This window comes from Lawsonella clevelandensis (assembly GCF_003241315.1).
GTDB lineage: Bacteria > Actinomycetota > Actinomycetes > Mycobacteriales > Mycobacteriaceae > Lawsonella > Lawsonella clevelandensis_A.
Map to the genome: position 1 here is coordinate 270,468 of NZ_QFOZ01000001.1, position 16,240 is coordinate 286,707.

Annotated in this window: 15 protein-coding genes; 13 read left to right on the forward strand and 2 right to left on the reverse strand. The window is 50.4% G+C overall.

Annotated features, from left to right (window positions below):
• The first annotated feature begins 223 nt into the window (after positions 1-223).
• Positions 224-1,708, forward strand: a complete 1,485-nt coding sequence (locus tag DI579_RS01235; protein ID WP_290595399.1) for an MFS transporter — start codon at positions 224-226, stop codon at positions 1,706-1,708.
• Positions 1,709-1,791: 83 nt separating this feature from the next.
• Positions 1,792-3,525 carry a proline--tRNA ligase gene (locus DI579_RS01240; RefSeq protein WP_290595398.1) on the forward strand — a complete coding sequence of 578 codons (1,734 nt, stop codon included), beginning with the start codon at positions 1,792-1,794 and terminating at the stop codon, positions 3,523-3,525.
• 95 nt (positions 3,526-3,620) lie between these two features.
• Here the strand turns inward: DI579_RS01240 and DI579_RS01245 are convergent, their stop codons facing one another.
• Together DI579_RS01245 and DI579_RS01250 are read right to left on the reverse strand one after the other, a co-directional pair.
• On the reverse strand, positions 3,621-4,256 hold the full coding sequence (locus tag DI579_RS01245; protein WP_303678571.1) for a ferritin-like domain-containing protein: 636 nt from the start codon (positions 4,254-4,256) through the stop codon (positions 3,621-3,623).
• Positions 4,256-4,633, reverse strand: coding sequence for a hypothetical protein (locus DI579_RS01250; protein WP_290595396.1), 378 nt, complete (start codon positions 4,631-4,633; stop codon positions 4,256-4,258). Before DI579_RS01250 ends, DI579_RS01245 begins: the two co-directional genes overlap by 1 nt.
• A gap of 252 nt (positions 4,634-4,885) precedes the next feature.
• On the opposite strand from DI579_RS01250, the gene rimP reads away from it, so the two are divergent.
• The 11 genes from rimP (at position 4,886) to rpsO (ending at position 16,155) form a co-directional block, all read left to right on the forward strand.
• Positions 4,886-5,482, forward strand: coding sequence for a ribosome maturation factor RimP (rimP, locus tag DI579_RS01255; protein WP_290595395.1), 597 nt, complete (start codon positions 4,886-4,888; stop codon positions 5,480-5,482).
• Positions 5,483-5,485: 3 nt separating this feature from the next.
• Positions 5,486-6,502 carry a transcription termination factor NusA gene (gene nusA / locus DI579_RS01260; RefSeq protein ID WP_290595394.1) on the forward strand — a complete coding sequence of 339 codons (1,017 nt, stop codon included), beginning with the start codon at positions 5,486-5,488 and terminating at the stop codon, positions 6,500-6,502.
• A gap of 68 nt (positions 6,503-6,570) precedes the next feature.
• Positions 6,571-6,885: a YlxR family protein gene (locus DI579_RS01265; RefSeq protein ID WP_290595393.1), complete on the forward strand. Its 315-nt coding sequence runs from the start codon at positions 6,571-6,573 to the stop codon at positions 6,883-6,885.
• A 134-nt stretch (positions 6,886-7,019) separates the two neighbouring features.
• The gene (gene infB, locus DI579_RS01270; RefSeq protein WP_303678572.1) at positions 7,020-9,836 is read left to right on the forward strand and encodes a translation initiation factor IF-2; all 2,817 of its coding nucleotides are present in this window, start codon (positions 7,020-7,022) and stop codon (positions 9,834-9,836) included.
• A gap of 173 nt (positions 9,837-10,009) precedes the next feature.
• Complete coding sequence (rbfA, locus tag DI579_RS01275; protein ID WP_290595391.1) at positions 10,010-10,459, forward strand: 30S ribosome-binding factor RbfA; 450 nt, start codon at positions 10,010-10,012, stop codon at positions 10,457-10,459.
• 81 nt (positions 10,460-10,540) lie between these two features.
• On the forward strand, positions 10,541-11,479 hold the full coding sequence (locus DI579_RS01280; protein ID WP_303678626.1) for a bifunctional oligoribonuclease/PAP phosphatase NrnA: 939 nt from the start codon (positions 10,541-10,543) through the stop codon (positions 11,477-11,479).
• Positions 11,479-12,834, forward strand: a complete 1,356-nt coding sequence (locus tag DI579_RS01285; RefSeq protein WP_290595389.1) for an MATE family efflux transporter — start codon at positions 11,479-11,481, stop codon at positions 12,832-12,834. The genes DI579_RS01280 and DI579_RS01285 overlap by 1 nt, the downstream gene beginning before the upstream one ends.
• Positions 12,831-13,700 (forward strand): 4'-phosphopantetheinyl transferase, encoded by an 870-nt coding sequence (locus tag DI579_RS01290; protein WP_290595388.1) that lies wholly within the window; start codon positions 12,831-12,833, stop codon positions 13,698-13,700. The genes DI579_RS01285 and DI579_RS01290 overlap by 4 nt, the downstream gene beginning before the upstream one ends.
• A gap of 24 nt (positions 13,701-13,724) precedes the next feature.
• Positions 13,725-14,675: a tRNA pseudouridine(55) synthase TruB gene (gene truB, locus DI579_RS01295; RefSeq protein ID WP_290595387.1), complete on the forward strand. Its 951-nt coding sequence runs from the start codon at positions 13,725-13,727 to the stop codon at positions 14,673-14,675.
• Positions 14,676-14,718: 43 nt separating this feature from the next.
• Complete coding sequence (locus DI579_RS01300) at positions 14,719-15,708, forward strand: bifunctional riboflavin kinase/FAD synthetase (RefSeq protein WP_303678573.1); 990 nt, start codon at positions 14,719-14,721, stop codon at positions 15,706-15,708.
• 177 nt (positions 15,709-15,885) lie between these two features.
• A complete protein-coding gene (gene rpsO, locus DI579_RS01305) occupies positions 15,886-16,155 on the forward strand; it encodes a 30S ribosomal protein S15 (protein WP_290595385.1) in 270 nt (89 codons plus the stop codon).
• Positions 16,156-16,240: the final 85 nt, after the last annotated feature.

Here is a 16,240-nt window from a genome sequence, read left to right on the forward strand (position 1 = left end):
AGGGGAAGTTTCTCGCCAAAACGAGAGGTGTTACCTCCATGGTATACATCAGAGAAGGGTGTTTCGTCTCACAAGTGTTTTCTATAAGTGTGATTAGTTCATAACCATGTCGTGGCATGTGCAATTCAAATAGGGATTTTCTGTAAAAGACCGATAGTGTAGTGATAATCAGTTTGTTCCCACTATCTTCACTGTAGAAATCCTGAAAAGGAGTTCTCTTTCCATGACTGACGCCCCGCAGGCGGCTGCGCCACAAGAAAAAGTAAGTGCTTTTGGCCTGCCTCTATTAGTTCTTTCACTCCTCCAATTCATGGTGGTTGTGGATGGCACCGTCGTCAATCTGGCACTCGCACCTATTCAGCGAGAACTAGGACTTTCAGAATCAGCAAGTTCTTGGGTTATCACAGCGTATGCCCTTGCCTATGGTGGTCTTCTCCTCCTTGGTGGCCGTATTGGAGATGTCTTAGGGCGTAAACGAGCATTCCTCATTGGAGTGGGAACCTTCACCGTGGCCTCCCTGCTATGTGGTCTTTCCCGTTGGCCTATCATGCTCATACTGTCTCGTGTCCTGCAGGGCCTCGGGGCAGCGATTGCATCACCGTCAGGTATGGCGCTTATTGTGGTGACCTATCCCCCCGGAAAAGCACGGAATCAAGCTTTCGCCGTATGGTCTGCCATGACGGGATTGGGCTCAGTTTTTGGTCTGATTATTGGTGGTGCCCTCACTAGCATCTCCTGGGAATGGATTTTCCTTATTAATGTGCCCATTGGGATTTTTATCGTCATTGCTGGCCACTATGTGCTGGGTGCAGTAGAAGGACAGCGAGTACCACTGGATATATGGGGTGCTATCCTCGCAACCTTGGGGTCTACCGCACTTGTTTTAGGTTTGACGAGTGCTGGTAAAGGTGCTTCAAATCCTGTTTTTATTGTCGCTATGCTTGTCGGTATTGCATCCCTCGGGGCATTTTTCATTACTCAAAAGCACACGGAGAATGGAGTTCTTCCACTTAGCCTTTTCACTCGCCGGGATCGCGTGTTCACATTTATCGCGATCTTTTTGCTAGGCGCAATTATGACTACGGTAGCTGTTTTCGTCGCGCTCTACGTACAGACCATTCTGAAATACACCACACTGCGCGCTGGACTAGCTTTTATACCGTTTGCCTTTGCACTTGCTCTTGGTGCTGCTACAGCTTCCAAAATATCGATGAAGTGGGCTCCCCGGTGGATCATTTTGGCGGGTTGTATCTTTATGGTTATCGGCTTTGGGTGGGGGACTGCCATTAGCGAAGAGTCCACATTCTGGGCTGACATCTTCCCACCCACATTGATCATTGGCTATGGAGTTGGATTAGTCAGTATTGCTCTTACGCTTTCTGCCGTGGCCGGTGTGAAACCCATTGATGTTGGCCCGTTGACTGCCATTTCTTTAGTTGCACAAACGCTGGGTGGACCTATTGGTCTTGCATTTGCTGGCGCGTTGGCACAGTCCTATACGCGCCATCATGGGGGAGCAGATATCCCCGTAACAGAGATGAATTCTGTGCAGTTGCATGCACTTGGTGAAGGGTATCTTCTCACTCTTTTCGTGTGCTTGGGATTAGCGGTTGTTATGGGAATTCTTAGCGCACTCTTTATCCGTTTCACTGTTCCCGACGTTGTGGAGGGGCAGAAAGCTAATGAGGCAGCTAACGATCTTCCGTAATTGTGCACTCTAGGCGGGTCTCTTTCAGTTTGTTCTTGATGGCCTAAAGTGTGTCTTACGTGCAAAAGGACTAGGCTAACTCTGTGATCACCAGAATGTCGACGCTATTTTTGCGTACCCTCCGAGAAGACCCCGCCGACGCTGAAGTTGCTAGCCACAAATTGCTAGTCCGCGCCGGCTACATCCGCCGCATTGCCCCCGGTATTTATTCTTGGCTACCGGCTGGTTTACGAGTTCTCCGCAATATCGAGAAGATCGTGCGAGAAGAAATGGACGGCATTGGAGCTCAACAGATTGAACTCCCCGCCTTGCTACCACGTGAACCATATGAGACCACCCACCGGTGGACGGAATATGGGTCAGCATTATTCCGGCTGAAAGATCGTAAAAATGCCGACTATCTCCTAGGGCCCACGCATGAAGAACTTTTCGCGCTGACAGTGAAGTCACAGTGCACCTCGTACAAGGATCTTCCTTTGGTGCTTTACCAAATTCAAACGAAGTACCGTGATGAGGAACGACCCCGCGCCGGTCTGCTCCGCTGTCGCGAATTCGTTATGAAGGACTCCTATTCCTTTAACGTTGACGATGCTGGCCTAGAAGCAGCCTACCAAGCACATCGTGGTGCCTACCAGCGTATTTTTAACCGGCTTGGGGTGGAATACGTTATTTGCACGGCCATGTCTGGGCCGATGGGGGGATCTGCCTCGGAGGAATTCCTGGCAGTATCACCGGCTGGCGAAGATACTTTCGTCCGCTCCACTGAATCAGATTACGCAGCCAATGTAGAAGCTGTACGTATTCCTGCTCCACCGGAACAATCCATTTCTGATCACGCAGAGATGATTACTGTGTCAACTCCGCACGCCGGTACTATTGAGGAACTCGTCACCTGCCTCCATGAAGCTGGGCATACGACGGTGACGGCAGACCATACTCTAAAGACACTCATGGTTAAAACACGTCAACCAGGCGGAGAGTGGGTACCAATGGGTATTGGTATCCCAGGTGATCGTGAACTTGAGCAGAAGCGTCTAGAAGCTGCTTTCGATCCCGCTGAAGTAGCGCTTTTCGAGGCAGAAGATTTCGCTAAGTACCCCTTCATCAAGAAGGGCTATATTGGGCCAATTGAACTGCTTAACAATGACATTGAGTACTATGTTGATCCCCGTGCAGTAACAGGTACTTCCTGGGTTATTGGTGGCGGCGAAGTGGATACTCATCGTCTTCATGCAGTCGTAGGTAGAGATTTCATTCCTACAGGTGTTTTAGATGTTGCTACTATCCATGAAGGCGATCCCGCCCTCGACGGAAACGGCACATTAACACTGGCTCGCGGTATCGAGATTGGACATATCTTCCAGCTTGGCCGCAAATACACTAACGCTTTCGATATTGACGTCTTGGGTGAAGATGGTAAACCCCAACGCGTCACTATGGGATCCTACGGTATTGGTGTATCGCGTTTGGTTGCTGTTATTGCTGAACAGTCCCATGACGATAAAGGGTTGCGCTGGCCAGAAGAAGTTGCTCCATGGGATGTCCACGTTGTTATCGCTAATAAGACTGAAGGCGTAGCTGAAGCAGCAACTGACATGGCAGAACAGCTATCCGATGCCGGATTGGAAGTACTCCTCGATGATCGAAAAGCCTCACCAGGAGTGAAGTTTAAAGACTCCGAGCTACTCGGTATGCCGCACATACTTGTTATTGGCCGCGGCTGGGCCAACGGCAAGGTGGAACTGCGAAACCGTCTTACCGGGGAATCTGAGGAAATGGATCCAGCAGATGCTCTCGCCGTGCTTACCAACCGTTAGTATGACCCGGTAGTCCGATCTTTAATACGAAAAATCATTGTTGTGGTGTGTCTAGTAATAAGACACACCACAACGCATATTTTCTTTTTGCACTTTTACCGGTCTGAGAGGGACGAAGGAGACACCTTATTCGAGGGCGTCATAGTTGAAGACATCATAGTAGTCGATGATGGTGTACTGAGTACCGTCCTATCATTCTCCGGTGACGTAGTTGTCGAGTGAGATGAAATAGTCGGTAGTGTCGGCGAAGGCTGTGCCCCCGGATCCACCTCGTGAAGGTCTTTACCCTTCGAACGATGCAGCCCGGGAAATGCATCGACACTAGGTGTAGTACCAGCTGCAATACGCCAGCGTGCCGTCCATTCTGCAGTATGCAGAAGCGCCCGCATGGCTAATTGACGACCATCTGGCGTAGAGCACTGCTGTAAAGCATTCACCCAAGCAATGGAACAGTCATCTTCAATTCGGGCAGCTAATTGCATAGCGGTAAGGCTATCCCACACTTTTTTAGTGGATGTATAAGCCACTTCCGGTTGCGGGAGGTCCTCATCTGAGGACTCAATAATGTGGATAATACGATCACGCCGGGCACGATGTGCTGACCATACAGTGGCAACGGAGGAATTGTAGGTATCGGAGACATAGGCCGATACAACACCGTAGCCAAAAATAGCTGAATATTCGCTGCGGAGTGCTTCACCGAGAGCTTTGGCATCAGTATCAGAGGCCATTAGAGCACCACCTTTGCAAGAGCATTGCATGAGGCAGCAATACTGCCAGCTAGACCTGCTCGATAACCAGTATTGTCAGCAACAATGTTAAGCGCTTCCTGCGATGCTTTGAGGAGATGCTGCTGTAGCAGTTTTAGTGAAACAGGAGATTTTTGGGAGATATGCGGAGGCTCAGAAGGAGCCTTCCATAGCTTCTCCTGCCTTTTAATTTCTTCTTGCAGAGCCTCAATATGGCGTTTCCGCACAGTAATAATATTTTTTGTGTGGGAAGAGAGGGTAGTAAGGCTAAGAGCTGCGTGAACATCGCATTGTGCGCTATACAACAATTGATAGAGCGGATCAGCAGTATCGTGTTTGCCAAGGCTGCACCCGGCCATAAGGGGAGTAAAGCCTAGTGAAACCGCACCTAATAGAAATTTTCTTCTATTACAGTGAAGCGCCAATGAACTGTCACACAATTCCATTGGTGTGTTCATTGGCGTGTTGGCCGCTTGTTGTACATTTATAGTCACGTTATTTATTGTGCCAGAGTTGTCGTGAGAACTGCGTGTCTGGGTAAGACAAAAGATGCGAACTTCCTCCCGAAGATGGGTATCCTAGAGACGATAACACAATCGAAAGAAGGCAGAATGCCCCCCTCCTCGTCTGACGAGGCCACTGGCCTCTCCACCGAAGATTCCGTGGCAGATATCGTAGCTCCGGTGCTCAGTGAGCATCAGGCGGAACTTATTGATGTTGCGTTCCGCCGTGAAGATGGTCAACGCATTATTGAGATCTGTGTTGATGACGATTCTGAGTGTGGTCCCTCTCTTGACACTATCGTGGCATTATCCGAGATACTCTCTCAGGTACTTGATGCACACGATAAAGGTTCTGCACCCTATCTTTTGCAAGTTACTAGTCCGGGACTAGACCGCCCTCTTACTCGTGTGCGACAGTGGCTTCGGAATCGTGGTCGTCTTGTCACCATCGATACAACAGATGGGGAGTCGCTACGTGGACGTATCGGTCCTGTACGTGATAACGCTGTTGTTATTCTTACTGTTCCGACAATGAAAAAGGGACAGCGGATTAATCCCAAACGTCTTACGGTACACACTGTGCCATTTACCTCGATTGCGCTAGCAATGATTGAGTTTGAATTCTCCGAGCCCTCTGACGTGGACTGGGAGATCGTTATGGACGATGACAAGCTAGCCGCATTTGTCCACCAGGAAGGAAAGTAACAAGTGGATATTGATCTCGCTGCATTGCGCATGATTGAGGCTGACAAGGGAATTCCTGTCAAAGACATGATTGACACTATTCGACAAGCATTATTAAGTGCTTATCGGCATACAGAGGGACACCAGCCACATGCATCGATTGATATTGATGAAAAGACCGGTGCTGTTTCTGTCATCGTTAAAGAAATTGATGAGGATGGTGCTGTCATCTCAGAATACGATGACACTCCTCGCAATTTTGGTCGAGTAGCAGCTACAACTGCTCGACAAGTTATCCTGCAGCGTCTGCGTGATGCTGAAAATGATCGCACCTATGGTCAGTATGCTGCGCAGCAGGGTGAGATTGTTGCTGGTGTCGTACAACGAGATGCGGCTGCTAATAAACGTGGCATGGTGGTTGTGCAACTTGGTACTGAGCTTGATTCACAGGAAGGTATTCTTGCCCCCAGTGAACAAGTCCCAGGTGAAAGCTACAACCATGGCGATCGTTTGAAATGCTTTGTGGTGGGGGTACGTCGGGGAGCTAATTCAACACAGATTCTTCTTTCACGAACACATCCCAATATGGTGAGGGAACTGTTCCGCCTAGAGGTTCCTGAAATTGACGCAGGTGAGGTGGAGATTACGTCCGTCGCCCGTGAAGCTGGGCACCGTTCAAAGATCGCTGTGCGCTCTTTGAAGGATGGCATTAATGCTAAAGGTGCTTGTATTGGCACTATGGGGCAGCGTGTCCGTAACGTTATGCGTGAACTGGGAGGCGAGAAGATCGACATTATTGATTGGGACGAAGATCCTGCAGTATTTGTTGGTAATGCACTGTCTCCCGCGAAAGCTCTTTCCGTCACTGTGCTAGATGAGGAAACTAAAGCAGCGCGTGTTGTTGTCCCCGATTATCAGCTTTCTCTTGCTATCGGTAAAGAGGGGCAAAATGCACGTCTGGCGGCCCGGTTGACAGGGTGGCGTATTGATATCCGATCTGATGGCGTCACAACAGAGCCTCCGGAGCATGCTGAACTCTAGTTTTAGCGCATTATTAGCCAGACATATCGAAATTCGAGGATTTACCACGGAATTCGATAGAATAGCCTGTGGCTATATGTAAAGTTCATCGTCCTACCCGTATGTGTATTGTCACGCGGGAAAAACGAGAGTGTGCGGCGCTGTGGCGTTTTGTTAGCAGGACAAATGCTGGCGGAACAGAGTTAGTGTTTGATCCACAAGCCGTGCTTCCTGGTAGGGGAGCATGGATTCTTTCGGATCAGCATGTCTATGAGCTCGCGTTACAACGACGTTCATTCCAACGAGCTTTACGAGTGCAAGGAATGCTGAACACCGATGCTGCGACTCAGGCAGTATCAGAATGGTGTAGCACCCTAGACGAGGAGGTTCACTCGTATGAGTGATACCTCGTCAGTAGATATGAAAGTGAGACAAACCCCTGATGAGTACACCGTGAAGTCACTACGATGAACGGCAATCACAGTAATCATTGAGGTCGAGCACCTTTTCGGCGCTTGGCCTCTGAGTGAGGAGAAAAGTGGCTGGAAAGGCCCGTGTCCACGAGCTTGCAAAAGAGCTCGGAGTTACATCCAAACAACTTTTAGAGACCCTGAATGAACAGGGTGAATTTGTTAAGTCTGCGAGTTCCACCGTCGAAGCTCCAGTTGCGCGACGTATCCGCAAACTATTTGCTGGTAAAACAGCACAAGCAGAAAATACCGATAAAACAGCGGAAAAAACGTCTTCACGTGCAAAACCTGCTGCGGCGAAGAAGTCTCGTAAAACTACCAGCAGTACGAATTCTGTTTCGCCTGCTACGGTAAGCGCTGCTAAACCTGCTAAACCCGGTGCAGCCAAGAAACCTGTTCCGAAGCCCGCACCGGCTAAGGCCAGTAGTGTCGCAAAAACTGACGCTGCTAAAACATCACGAAAGCCAACTCCTGCAACTGCGGCTAAGAGCGCTGTCAAAACAGCTAAAGCTCCTAAACCTGGTGCAGCTGCTAAACCGCGTGGTTCGCATCCTTCCCCCGCAGCTGTCGCAAAAGCTGCGGCACGTCGTCCGCATGTTGCTAATAACCCATTCTCTACACCGGATGAGCACCCCGCACCCCGTCCTATGCCACGTCCGGGTGGTCGTGGTGGACGTCCCGGTTCACAGGGTGGACAAAATAATCAAGGTGGACGTTCCGGCGGTCAGGGTGGTCGTTCCTCCCATAACCGCGGGAATCGTAATGGTGGGGAGAATCGTCGTTCCGGTCGTTTCCCCACGCCTACCGTCATGCCTCGGCATTCAGAAAATCCTGACGCTCCACGCTCACATTCTGGTGGTCGTGGTGAACGCGGTGGCGGTTTTGGTGGCCATCATGGCCCGGGTGGACAGCCCAATTCTGGTTTTGGTGGCGGTTTCCGGAGTGGTCGTGGTGGACGCCGCGGCGGTACAGCAGGTGCTTTTGGACGCCCCGGTGGCGGTCCCCGGCGAGGAAAGAAGTCGAAGCGTCAGAAGAAGCAAGAGTATGAAGCAATGCAGGCACCATCAGTGGGTGGAGTGCGGCTTCCTAAAGGAAATGGCGAAGTTGTTCGTCTTTCCCGCGGTGCTTCACTAGCTGATTTTGCGGAAAAGATTGATGCTAACCCAGCATCTCTCGTGCAGGTTCTTTTTAACCTCGGCGAAATGGTGACGGCTACCCAGTCCGTCTCTGACGACATCTTGGAGCTGCTCGGCGACGAGATGAATTTCAAGGTTCAGGTTGTGAGCCCCGAAGATGAAGATCGCGAACTTCTTGAGTCCTTTGATCTTCAGTTCGGTGCCGATGAGGGCGACGATGATGAATTAAAGCGTCGTCCACCTGTTGTCACCATCATGGGCCATGTTGACCACGGCAAGACCCGTCTGTTGGATACCATTCGTCGTACTAATGTAGGTGAGAACGAAGCGGGTGGAATTACCCAGCATATCGGTGCTTACCAGGTACGTCTGCCGATGGATGGACGCACTCGCGTTATCACTTTTATTGATACCCCAGGTCACGAAGCATTTACCGCTATGCGTGCACGTGGTGCTAAATCTACAGACTTGGCTGTTATTGTGGTCGCTGCCGATGACGGTGTTATGCCGCAGACGGTGGAAGCTATTAACCACGCGAAGGCTGCGGATGTTCCGATTGTCGTTGCTATTACGAAGATCGATAAGGAATCCGCCAATCCGGATCGCGTACGTGGCCAGATGACCGAATATGGTTTGGTGCCGGAGGAATACGGTGGCGACACAATGTTTGTCGATATTGATGCCAAGCATGGTGTCAATATCGATAAGCTCCTAGAAGCTATCCTCCTTACTACTGATGCCACTTTGGATTTGCGTGCTAATCCGGATATGCCCGCACAAGGTGTGGCTATTGAAGCCCACCTCGACCGTGGACGTGGTCCCATGGCTACGGTGCTGGTACAGCGAGGAACCTTGCATATTGGCGATTCGATTGTGGCTGGCGGATCCTATGGTCGCGTTCGTCGTATGGTTGACGAATACGGTAATGATCTTGAGAAAGCTAAGCCGTCTCGCCCTGTACAGGTACTTGGTCTCACCAGTGTTCCCGGCGCAGGCGACAATTTCCTCGTCGTTGAAGAAGATCGTATCGCTCGCCAGATCGCAGAAAAACGCGACGCACGCAAACGCAATGCCCTTGCTGCCAAGACCCGCAAGCGCGTCAGCCTGGAAGATCTCGATGAAGTCTTGAAGGAGACCTCGAAACTCAATCTCATCCTCAAAGGTGATAATTCCGGTACCGTTGAGGCTCTGGAATCTGCCTTGCTGGATATTGATGTTGACGACGAAGTTGAACTCAATATTATTGACCGCGGTGTTGGTGCTGTTACCGAAACTAACGTCAGATTGGCGCAGGCTTCAGATGCTGTCATTATTGGCTACAACGTCCGTGCGGAAGGCAAAGCAACAGAAATTGCCAACCGTGAAGGTGTAGAAATTCGCTACTACACCGTCATTTACGAGGCTATTGATGAAGTTGAGAAGGCTCTTAAGGGTCTCCTCAAACCCATCTACGAAGAGCATATTATTGGCCATGCTGAAATTCGTGCTCTCTTTAAGTCCTCCAAGGTCGGTACAATTGCTGGTTGTATGGTCAAGGACGGTATCGTGCGTCGTAACGCGAAGGCACGTATTGTTCGTGACGGCAATGTGGTGTGCCCGGAAACTTCTGTTAATTCACTACGTCGTGAAAAAGACGACGTTACAGAAGTTCGTGAAGGTTTCGAATGTGGTCTTACCGTTGGCTACTCCGATATTCGGGTAGATGATGTAATCGAGATCTACGAGATGGTGGAAAAGCCGCGCGACTAGTCTGACTAGTGTGACTAGCCTGATCGTATAGCTACATACCGCATACAGTTAGTGCATAGTGGATGAACGCCCTTCCGTATAGTGAAGGGCGTTCATCATGCGGTGATGGGCTTTCATCATGAGCTTGGGTATTCTCAAAGGTAAGAATTAACTATTGATGTGAGGAGGGCCTTATGACATCATCACCTCGTGCACGCCGTTTGGCGAAACGAATCGGTGAAATTGTGGCTACTGCGATCGACCGAGAAATTAAAGACCCTCGCTTGCACTACGTCACGATTACCGATGTTCGCCTGACCGGTGATTTACACGATGCCACCGTGTATTACACAGTGCGTGGTGAAACGCTCGATGAGCGTCCTAACGTTGCGGCCGCTGCAGCAGCATTGGATAGGGCAAAAGGGCAGTTGCGCACGCTTGTCGGTAAAGGAACGGGGGTACGTTTTACCCCTACCCTTAGTTTTGAGACAGATACTGTACCCGATGCAGCACTGCATATGGAGGAGCTTCTTGCGCGAGCTCGTGCAGCAGATGCCGCAGCGGCGAAAGCTCGTGAAGGTGCATCCCCGGCAGGAGATGCGCATCCCTATCGGGTAGATGGTGCAGAAGACGATGAAGAATAGTTAACTGCATTCGCAATTGTGAGTACTGCACGTAGGTAACACGTAGTACAGATACACAGTACAGCTCACCGTATTGCTGTTATTGGGCATGTTAATCCTGATGCTGATGCTATTGGGTCGGGATTAGCAGTGGTTCACGCTGCCCATCTCTTGGGTAAAGAAGCATGGTTGAGTTTTGCTTATCCTGATGAGACTCCCGAGACTCTCCGCATATTGCCAGGTGCAGACACTATTGTGCGGCCATGCGATATGCCGGATGATATCGATTTTGTTGTAGTTGTTGATTGCGGTTCGGCCGATAGGATGGGTGTACTCCACCATCTAGCGGAGAAAGTTCCCTATACGCTCATTATTGATCATCACCGTTCCAATGACGGATTCGGCACCCATAGCGTTATTGTTCCTCGTGCCGATGCAACAGCACAGCTTATTCTCGATTTTCTCGATGCTTTAGGAGTTGCCTTAACTCCTTCTATTGCGTCGTGTCTTTTCGCTGGGCTCCTCACCGATACTGGTGGTTTCCACTGGGGGAGTGCCCGCGCTCATGCTGATGCTGCCCGCTTAGTAGAAGTTGGTATTGACGCCGATAGTCTTACTCGACAATTGATGGATACGCGCCCTTTTAGCTATCTGGAGCTTTTGGGAACGGTGCTGCAAACAGCAACATTATTACCCGATGCGGGGAAAGGCCGCGGGCTTGTCTATGCCACAGTTCCGCATGACGTATATAAGAATGCCCGACCCGAGGACGTACAGGCACTTATTGATGTTGTTCGTACTACCGGTGAAGCAGAAGTGGCACTTGTCATGCGGGAAATGACTTCAGGTGTATGGACAGGTTCTTTGCGTTCTCGCAGTCTTGTTAACGTAGCTGACATTGCTCGCCATTTTGGGGGCGGTGGGCATCGGCAAGCAGCCGGGTTCACTGTTACCAGTAGTTTGAACGATGTCCTTCACACAATTCTTCGCATATTAGACAATCCGCCTCTCCATGACGGGTATCGGGCTTTAACACCATAATGAATTCTTCTGTATCACTCAATTCTTTTCGTAAGCTTGTACCACAGTTGCTGCGTCTAGCACTCCCGGCGCTTGTCGTACTAGCTGCGGAACCGCTGTATGTCTTATTTGATACAGCATTGGTCGGTCACTTAGGTGCTATTCCACTGGCTGCTTTATCTGTAGGCGGTACAGTATTGGCTGTTGTGTCGTCACAGCTCACTTTCCTCTCCTATGGAACTACTGCTCGATCAGCTCGCTACCACGGGGCGGGAAAACCTCAACTAGCACGCCAAGAAGGTGTCCAAGCTAGTTGGTTAGCTATTTTTGTTGGTCTTGCCATCCTTATCCTTATGCAGGTGTTTCTTAATCCACTTACGAAACTTCTTACCGGCGGGGGAGAACTTGCTAGCGATACTCTTAGCTGGTTGCGAATAGCACTTTTTGGTGTTCCCTTTATCCTGCTATCCATGGCGGGAAATGGGTGGATGCGCGGTGTTCAAGAAGTACGTCAACCCCCCATTTTTGTTGTCGTGGGATTTGGTGTTTCTGCTATCCTTTGCCCTGCTCTTATCTACGGATGGGGATTCCTGCCCTCTATAGGTCTCAAAGGATCAGCATGGGCAAACGTTGTAGGACAATCTCTAACAGGTATTCTCTTCACCATTGTCTTGATTCGCTCCGCCCACCGCTACCATCTTTCGTGGAAACCCAATCGGGAGATTATCCGCCAACAATTGCGCATGGGGAAGGATCTCATTGTTCGTTCACTCGGATTCCAGGTGTGTTTTCTCTCCGTTTCTGCGGTAGCCGCTCGCATTGGCGCAGAAGCTCTGGGAGCACACCAAATTGTGTGGCAGATATGGGTCTTTACATCACTACTACTAGATTCTGTGGCCGTCGCTGCACAATCATTAGTAGGGGAGTCCTTGGGAGCGCATCGCACCACTGAAACGGAACAGCTAGGAAAGCATATCGTCGCGAGCGGCACAATTATTGCAGTCGTTATCGCAATTATTTATGCCGCACTCTACAACGTTATTCCTCGCATTTTTACCAGTGATAGTGCAGTACTTAACTGCGTTGGTATTCCCTGGTGGTTTATGGTGTGTCTACTCCCCGTGGCCGGTGCCGTATTCTCCTGCGATGGAGTCTTACTAGGTGCCGGAGATGCTGCTTTTCTCCGTAATGTGACGGCAGGGGCAGCGTTTTGCTGCTACCTACCCATGATCTGGTTAAGCTACAGCTTCCACTGGGGATTAGCCGGTTTATGGGGAGGATTTGTCCTCTTCATCATGGTGCGCGCAGTAGCAGGACTTATCCGGCAATGGCGCGGAAAATGGATCATTTACGGCACCCCGGAAGAACTCGCGTGAGCATAGTGGTAGCACCGTCACCGGAACAGCACCCATTCGAGCGCCTTTATACCCGCCTTTGCGATATTCTTGGTGCCAACGGTAGCAGTCTCAGTAGCACCCCCAGTAATGACGTTGTAGGTAACTACAGCTGCGATGACAGTACTTTTACTCCCTCGCAGGCTGACGCTCAGTGGGCTCTCGCACGTATTCCGCTAGAAGAACAAGCCCTCGTAGAACATGCAGTACCAGCTCGCCAATGGGAATTCGCCCGAACCCGAGAGCTTGCCCATTCCGCCCTCACGCAATTAGGGGAACCATCAGCAGTAGTACTGCGAGACAGTAAACGTGCCCCACTATGGCCAGAAGGTATCACCGGTTCACTAACCCACACACGAGGACTCCAAGCAGTACTAGCGGCTCACCAAGGAAATATTCTGTCTATCGGCCTCGACGCAGAAATTGCCCAACCCCTCAGTCCAGACGTGCTGCGTACCGTCACCACCCCGCAAGAACGCCTCCTGCTACAGCAGCAAACAGCACAGCTCCCACTAGGCATCGTCCTGTTCAGCGCTAAAGAATCCCTCTACAAAGCCTGGTATCCACTAACACAAGAATGGCTAGGGTTCACAGACGCACACCTAGAACTCACCACACAGAATGTGTCATCACACCACCACAGCACCACACCCACAGCAGCAACAATAAAGGAAACAAGAGAGATAAGAGGGTCAGGAACTTTTGTCGCACGCGTTCAAACACCTGTTATTGAACGCCATCGACAGAAATCCCCAATGAGTCAATACTTCGCAGAATGCACAGGACTATGGGAAGTCGGCGACGGAGTCATCATCACCGCACTAGTTGTGACAACACCCAGATTATGAAGACACCCAGGTAAACTAACCGGTATGTCTCGTCGCCCCGTCTCACTAGCCCACTCAGGTCTCGTTATCGTCGATAAACCTGCCGGTATGACCAGCCACGATGTTGTCTCAGTACTGCGCCGGGCTTTTCAAACACGACGAGTAGGGCATGCTGGAACACTCGATCCGGCAGCGACAGGTGTTCTTGTTGTAGGGATTGAGCGTGGTACGAAACTTCTGCCGTTTCTCGTTAAAGATTCGAAAAGCTACCAGGCCACAATTCTTATTGGACAAGCTACCTCCACAGAAGATGCGGATGGGGACGTCACTGTAACGGATTCGCGAGAACACTTAGATCGTCTTACTGAAACTGATCTTCATACTGCTGCAGCACAATTGACGGGTGACATTGAGCAAGTTCCATCAGCAGTATCCGCTATTAAAGTGAACGGTGTTCGGGCATACCAACGAGTGCGGCAGGGAGAAACTGTCGATTTACCGCCCCGGCCTGTACACATAGATGAGTTCACACTTTCTCATATTCGAAGAACACCAGAAGGCTGGTGGTTGCTGGATGCGGTAGTGAGTTGTTCCTCCGGCACCTATGTGCGGGCTTTGGCTCGCGATCTGGCTGCTGCGGTTGGTGCGCATGCTCATCTGACGGAACTTAGGCGTACGCGGGTGGGTGCTTTTGATCTCAGCTGTGCGCAACCATTAGATGTTTATCGTGATGCTATAGAGTCTGGTACTTATCCTTCCCTGACTCTGGATCTGGACGCAGCGACGCAGATGGGACGAGAGACTCGTCACCTTTCAACCGAGGAAGCGACTAAAGTCGCGTTAGGTCAGCGTATTGCCCCCAACGGAATGTCTGGAATTTATGCCGGTGTTGATCCTGATAATCACACAATTGCCCTGCTAGAAGAGGAAAAAGACGCTAAAGGGATCCGTATTGTGCGATCTGTATTCGTAGCTCGCCCGGCTACTTTGCAGTAATGACCAATTCCCTCCACTGCCCACTACCTATTACCCTTGTAGTGTGCATATTTGGCAAGGTGTAGAAAACTATCCGAGTGATCGGGGACACAGTGTTGTCACCATTGGTGTCTTTGATGGAGTGCATAGGGGACATGCTCAATTAGCGCATGCTGCTGCTGACTATGCGGCGAAGCATGGAGTTACTGCTCTTATGTTGAGCTTCCATCCTCACCCTTCCTCTGTAGTGGGTAAGGGTATTGCGCCCCTGCGGCTATCCACGATTGATTTTCGTGCACAGCTTGCACAGGAGAATGGTATTGACGACTTTGTCGTACTGAATTTTACGCCGGAGCGAGCAGGGCAGGAACCGGAAGATTTTGTTAAAGAGGTACTTGTTGACCGCCTGCATGCCGTTCACGTTGTTGTGGGGGAGAACTTTACTTTTGGTGCGCGAGCTGCAGGGACTCCAGAGACTCTTGCTACTTTAGGGGAGAAGTACGGTTTTACTACTGAAATTGTTCCTCTCTTACAAGAAGACGGGCACACTGTATCCAGTACGTTTATTCGCCAGTCGCTAACAGAATCACGTATACAGGACGCTATTAAAGCGCTTGGGCATCTTCCTCGGGTAGAAGGGGAGGTTGTCCATGGGGCCGGTCGTGGCGGTCGTCAACTTGGTTTTCCCACTGCGAATATCAGTTTTGCCAGTGATATAGCTCTTCCCGCCGATGGTGTGTACGCCGGGTGGTTTGCTGTTACTGATAAGGAACCCATTGATGGTTCTATGGAACCTCGAAAGTGGTATCCCACAGCTGTATCAGTAGGAACTAACCCAACATTTGATGGTGCTGTTCGCACTGTTGAAGCATTCGTTCTTGATGAGGATGCTGATCTTTACCATCGATATGCGGTAGTAGAGTTCGTTGATCGAGTTCGCGGTATGGAAAAGTTTGATTCTGTCGATGATTTGCTGCAGTACATGAATCGTGATGTGGCAAAAACACGGGAGATTCTTCATAATTCGACAGTTCATCCCACCAAGTTGAACTGAATATTTCACTAAAGCTAGCGGAGCTGAGTTCGCTTTTTAACACTTTTCCCTGATAGACTCACACAGCGGTGTTCACTGTGGTTCGTGGCGGTGCACCACCTTCTTCGCACTACCCTTTGTAGTACTGCTAAAGAAGGCTCTTTTGATACACGACACTGAAAAACAAGGAGTAATCTCGTGGCCCTTTCGTCCGCTGAGAAGAAAGAAATCCTCGCCGAGTACGGTCTGCATGAGACTGATACCGGTTCTCCGGAGGCCCAGGTGGCTCTCCTGTCGAAGCGTATTGCTGACCTGACTGAGCACCTCAAGGTTCACAAGCACGATCACCACTCTCGTCGTGGTCTACTGCTTCTGGTTGGTCGCCGTAAGCGTCTACTCAAATACCTTGCTGATGTCGACATCGAGCGTTACCGCTCCCTGATCGAACGTCTGGGACTGCGTCGTTAAGCAATAAGCGCTAATAGACGTTATTACCGTAGGAGACCCCTTTACCACCGCATATAGCGGGTAAAGGGGTCTCCTACATTTATAT

Excerpts from the sequence above, each read along its gene's own strand:
- DI579_RS01235 (WP_290595399.1), top strand. The coding sequence starts at position 224 with ATGACTGACGCCCCGCAGGCGGCTGCGCCACAAGAAAAAGTAAGTGCT.
- DI579_RS01245 (WP_303678571.1), bottom strand. The coding sequence starts at position 4,256 with ATGGCCTCTGATACTGATGCCAAAGCTCTCGGTGAAGCACTCCGCAGC.
- DI579_RS01250 (WP_290595396.1), bottom strand. The coding sequence starts at position 4,633 with ATGGCCGGGTGCAGCCTTGGCAAACACGATACTGCTGATCCGCTCTAT.
- rimP (WP_290595395.1), top strand. The coding sequence starts at position 4,886 with ATGCCCCCCTCCTCGTCTGACGAGGCCACTGGCCTCTCCACCGAAGAT.
- rbfA (WP_290595391.1), top strand. The coding sequence starts at position 10,010 with ATGACATCATCACCTCGTGCACGCCGTTTGGCGAAACGAATCGGTGAA.
- DI579_RS01285 (WP_290595389.1), top strand. The coding sequence starts at position 11,479 with ATGAATTCTTCTGTATCACTCAATTCTTTTCGTAAGCTTGTACCACAG.
- truB (WP_290595387.1), top strand. The coding sequence starts at position 13,725 with ATGTCTCGTCGCCCCGTCTCACTAGCCCACTCAGGTCTCGTTATCGTC.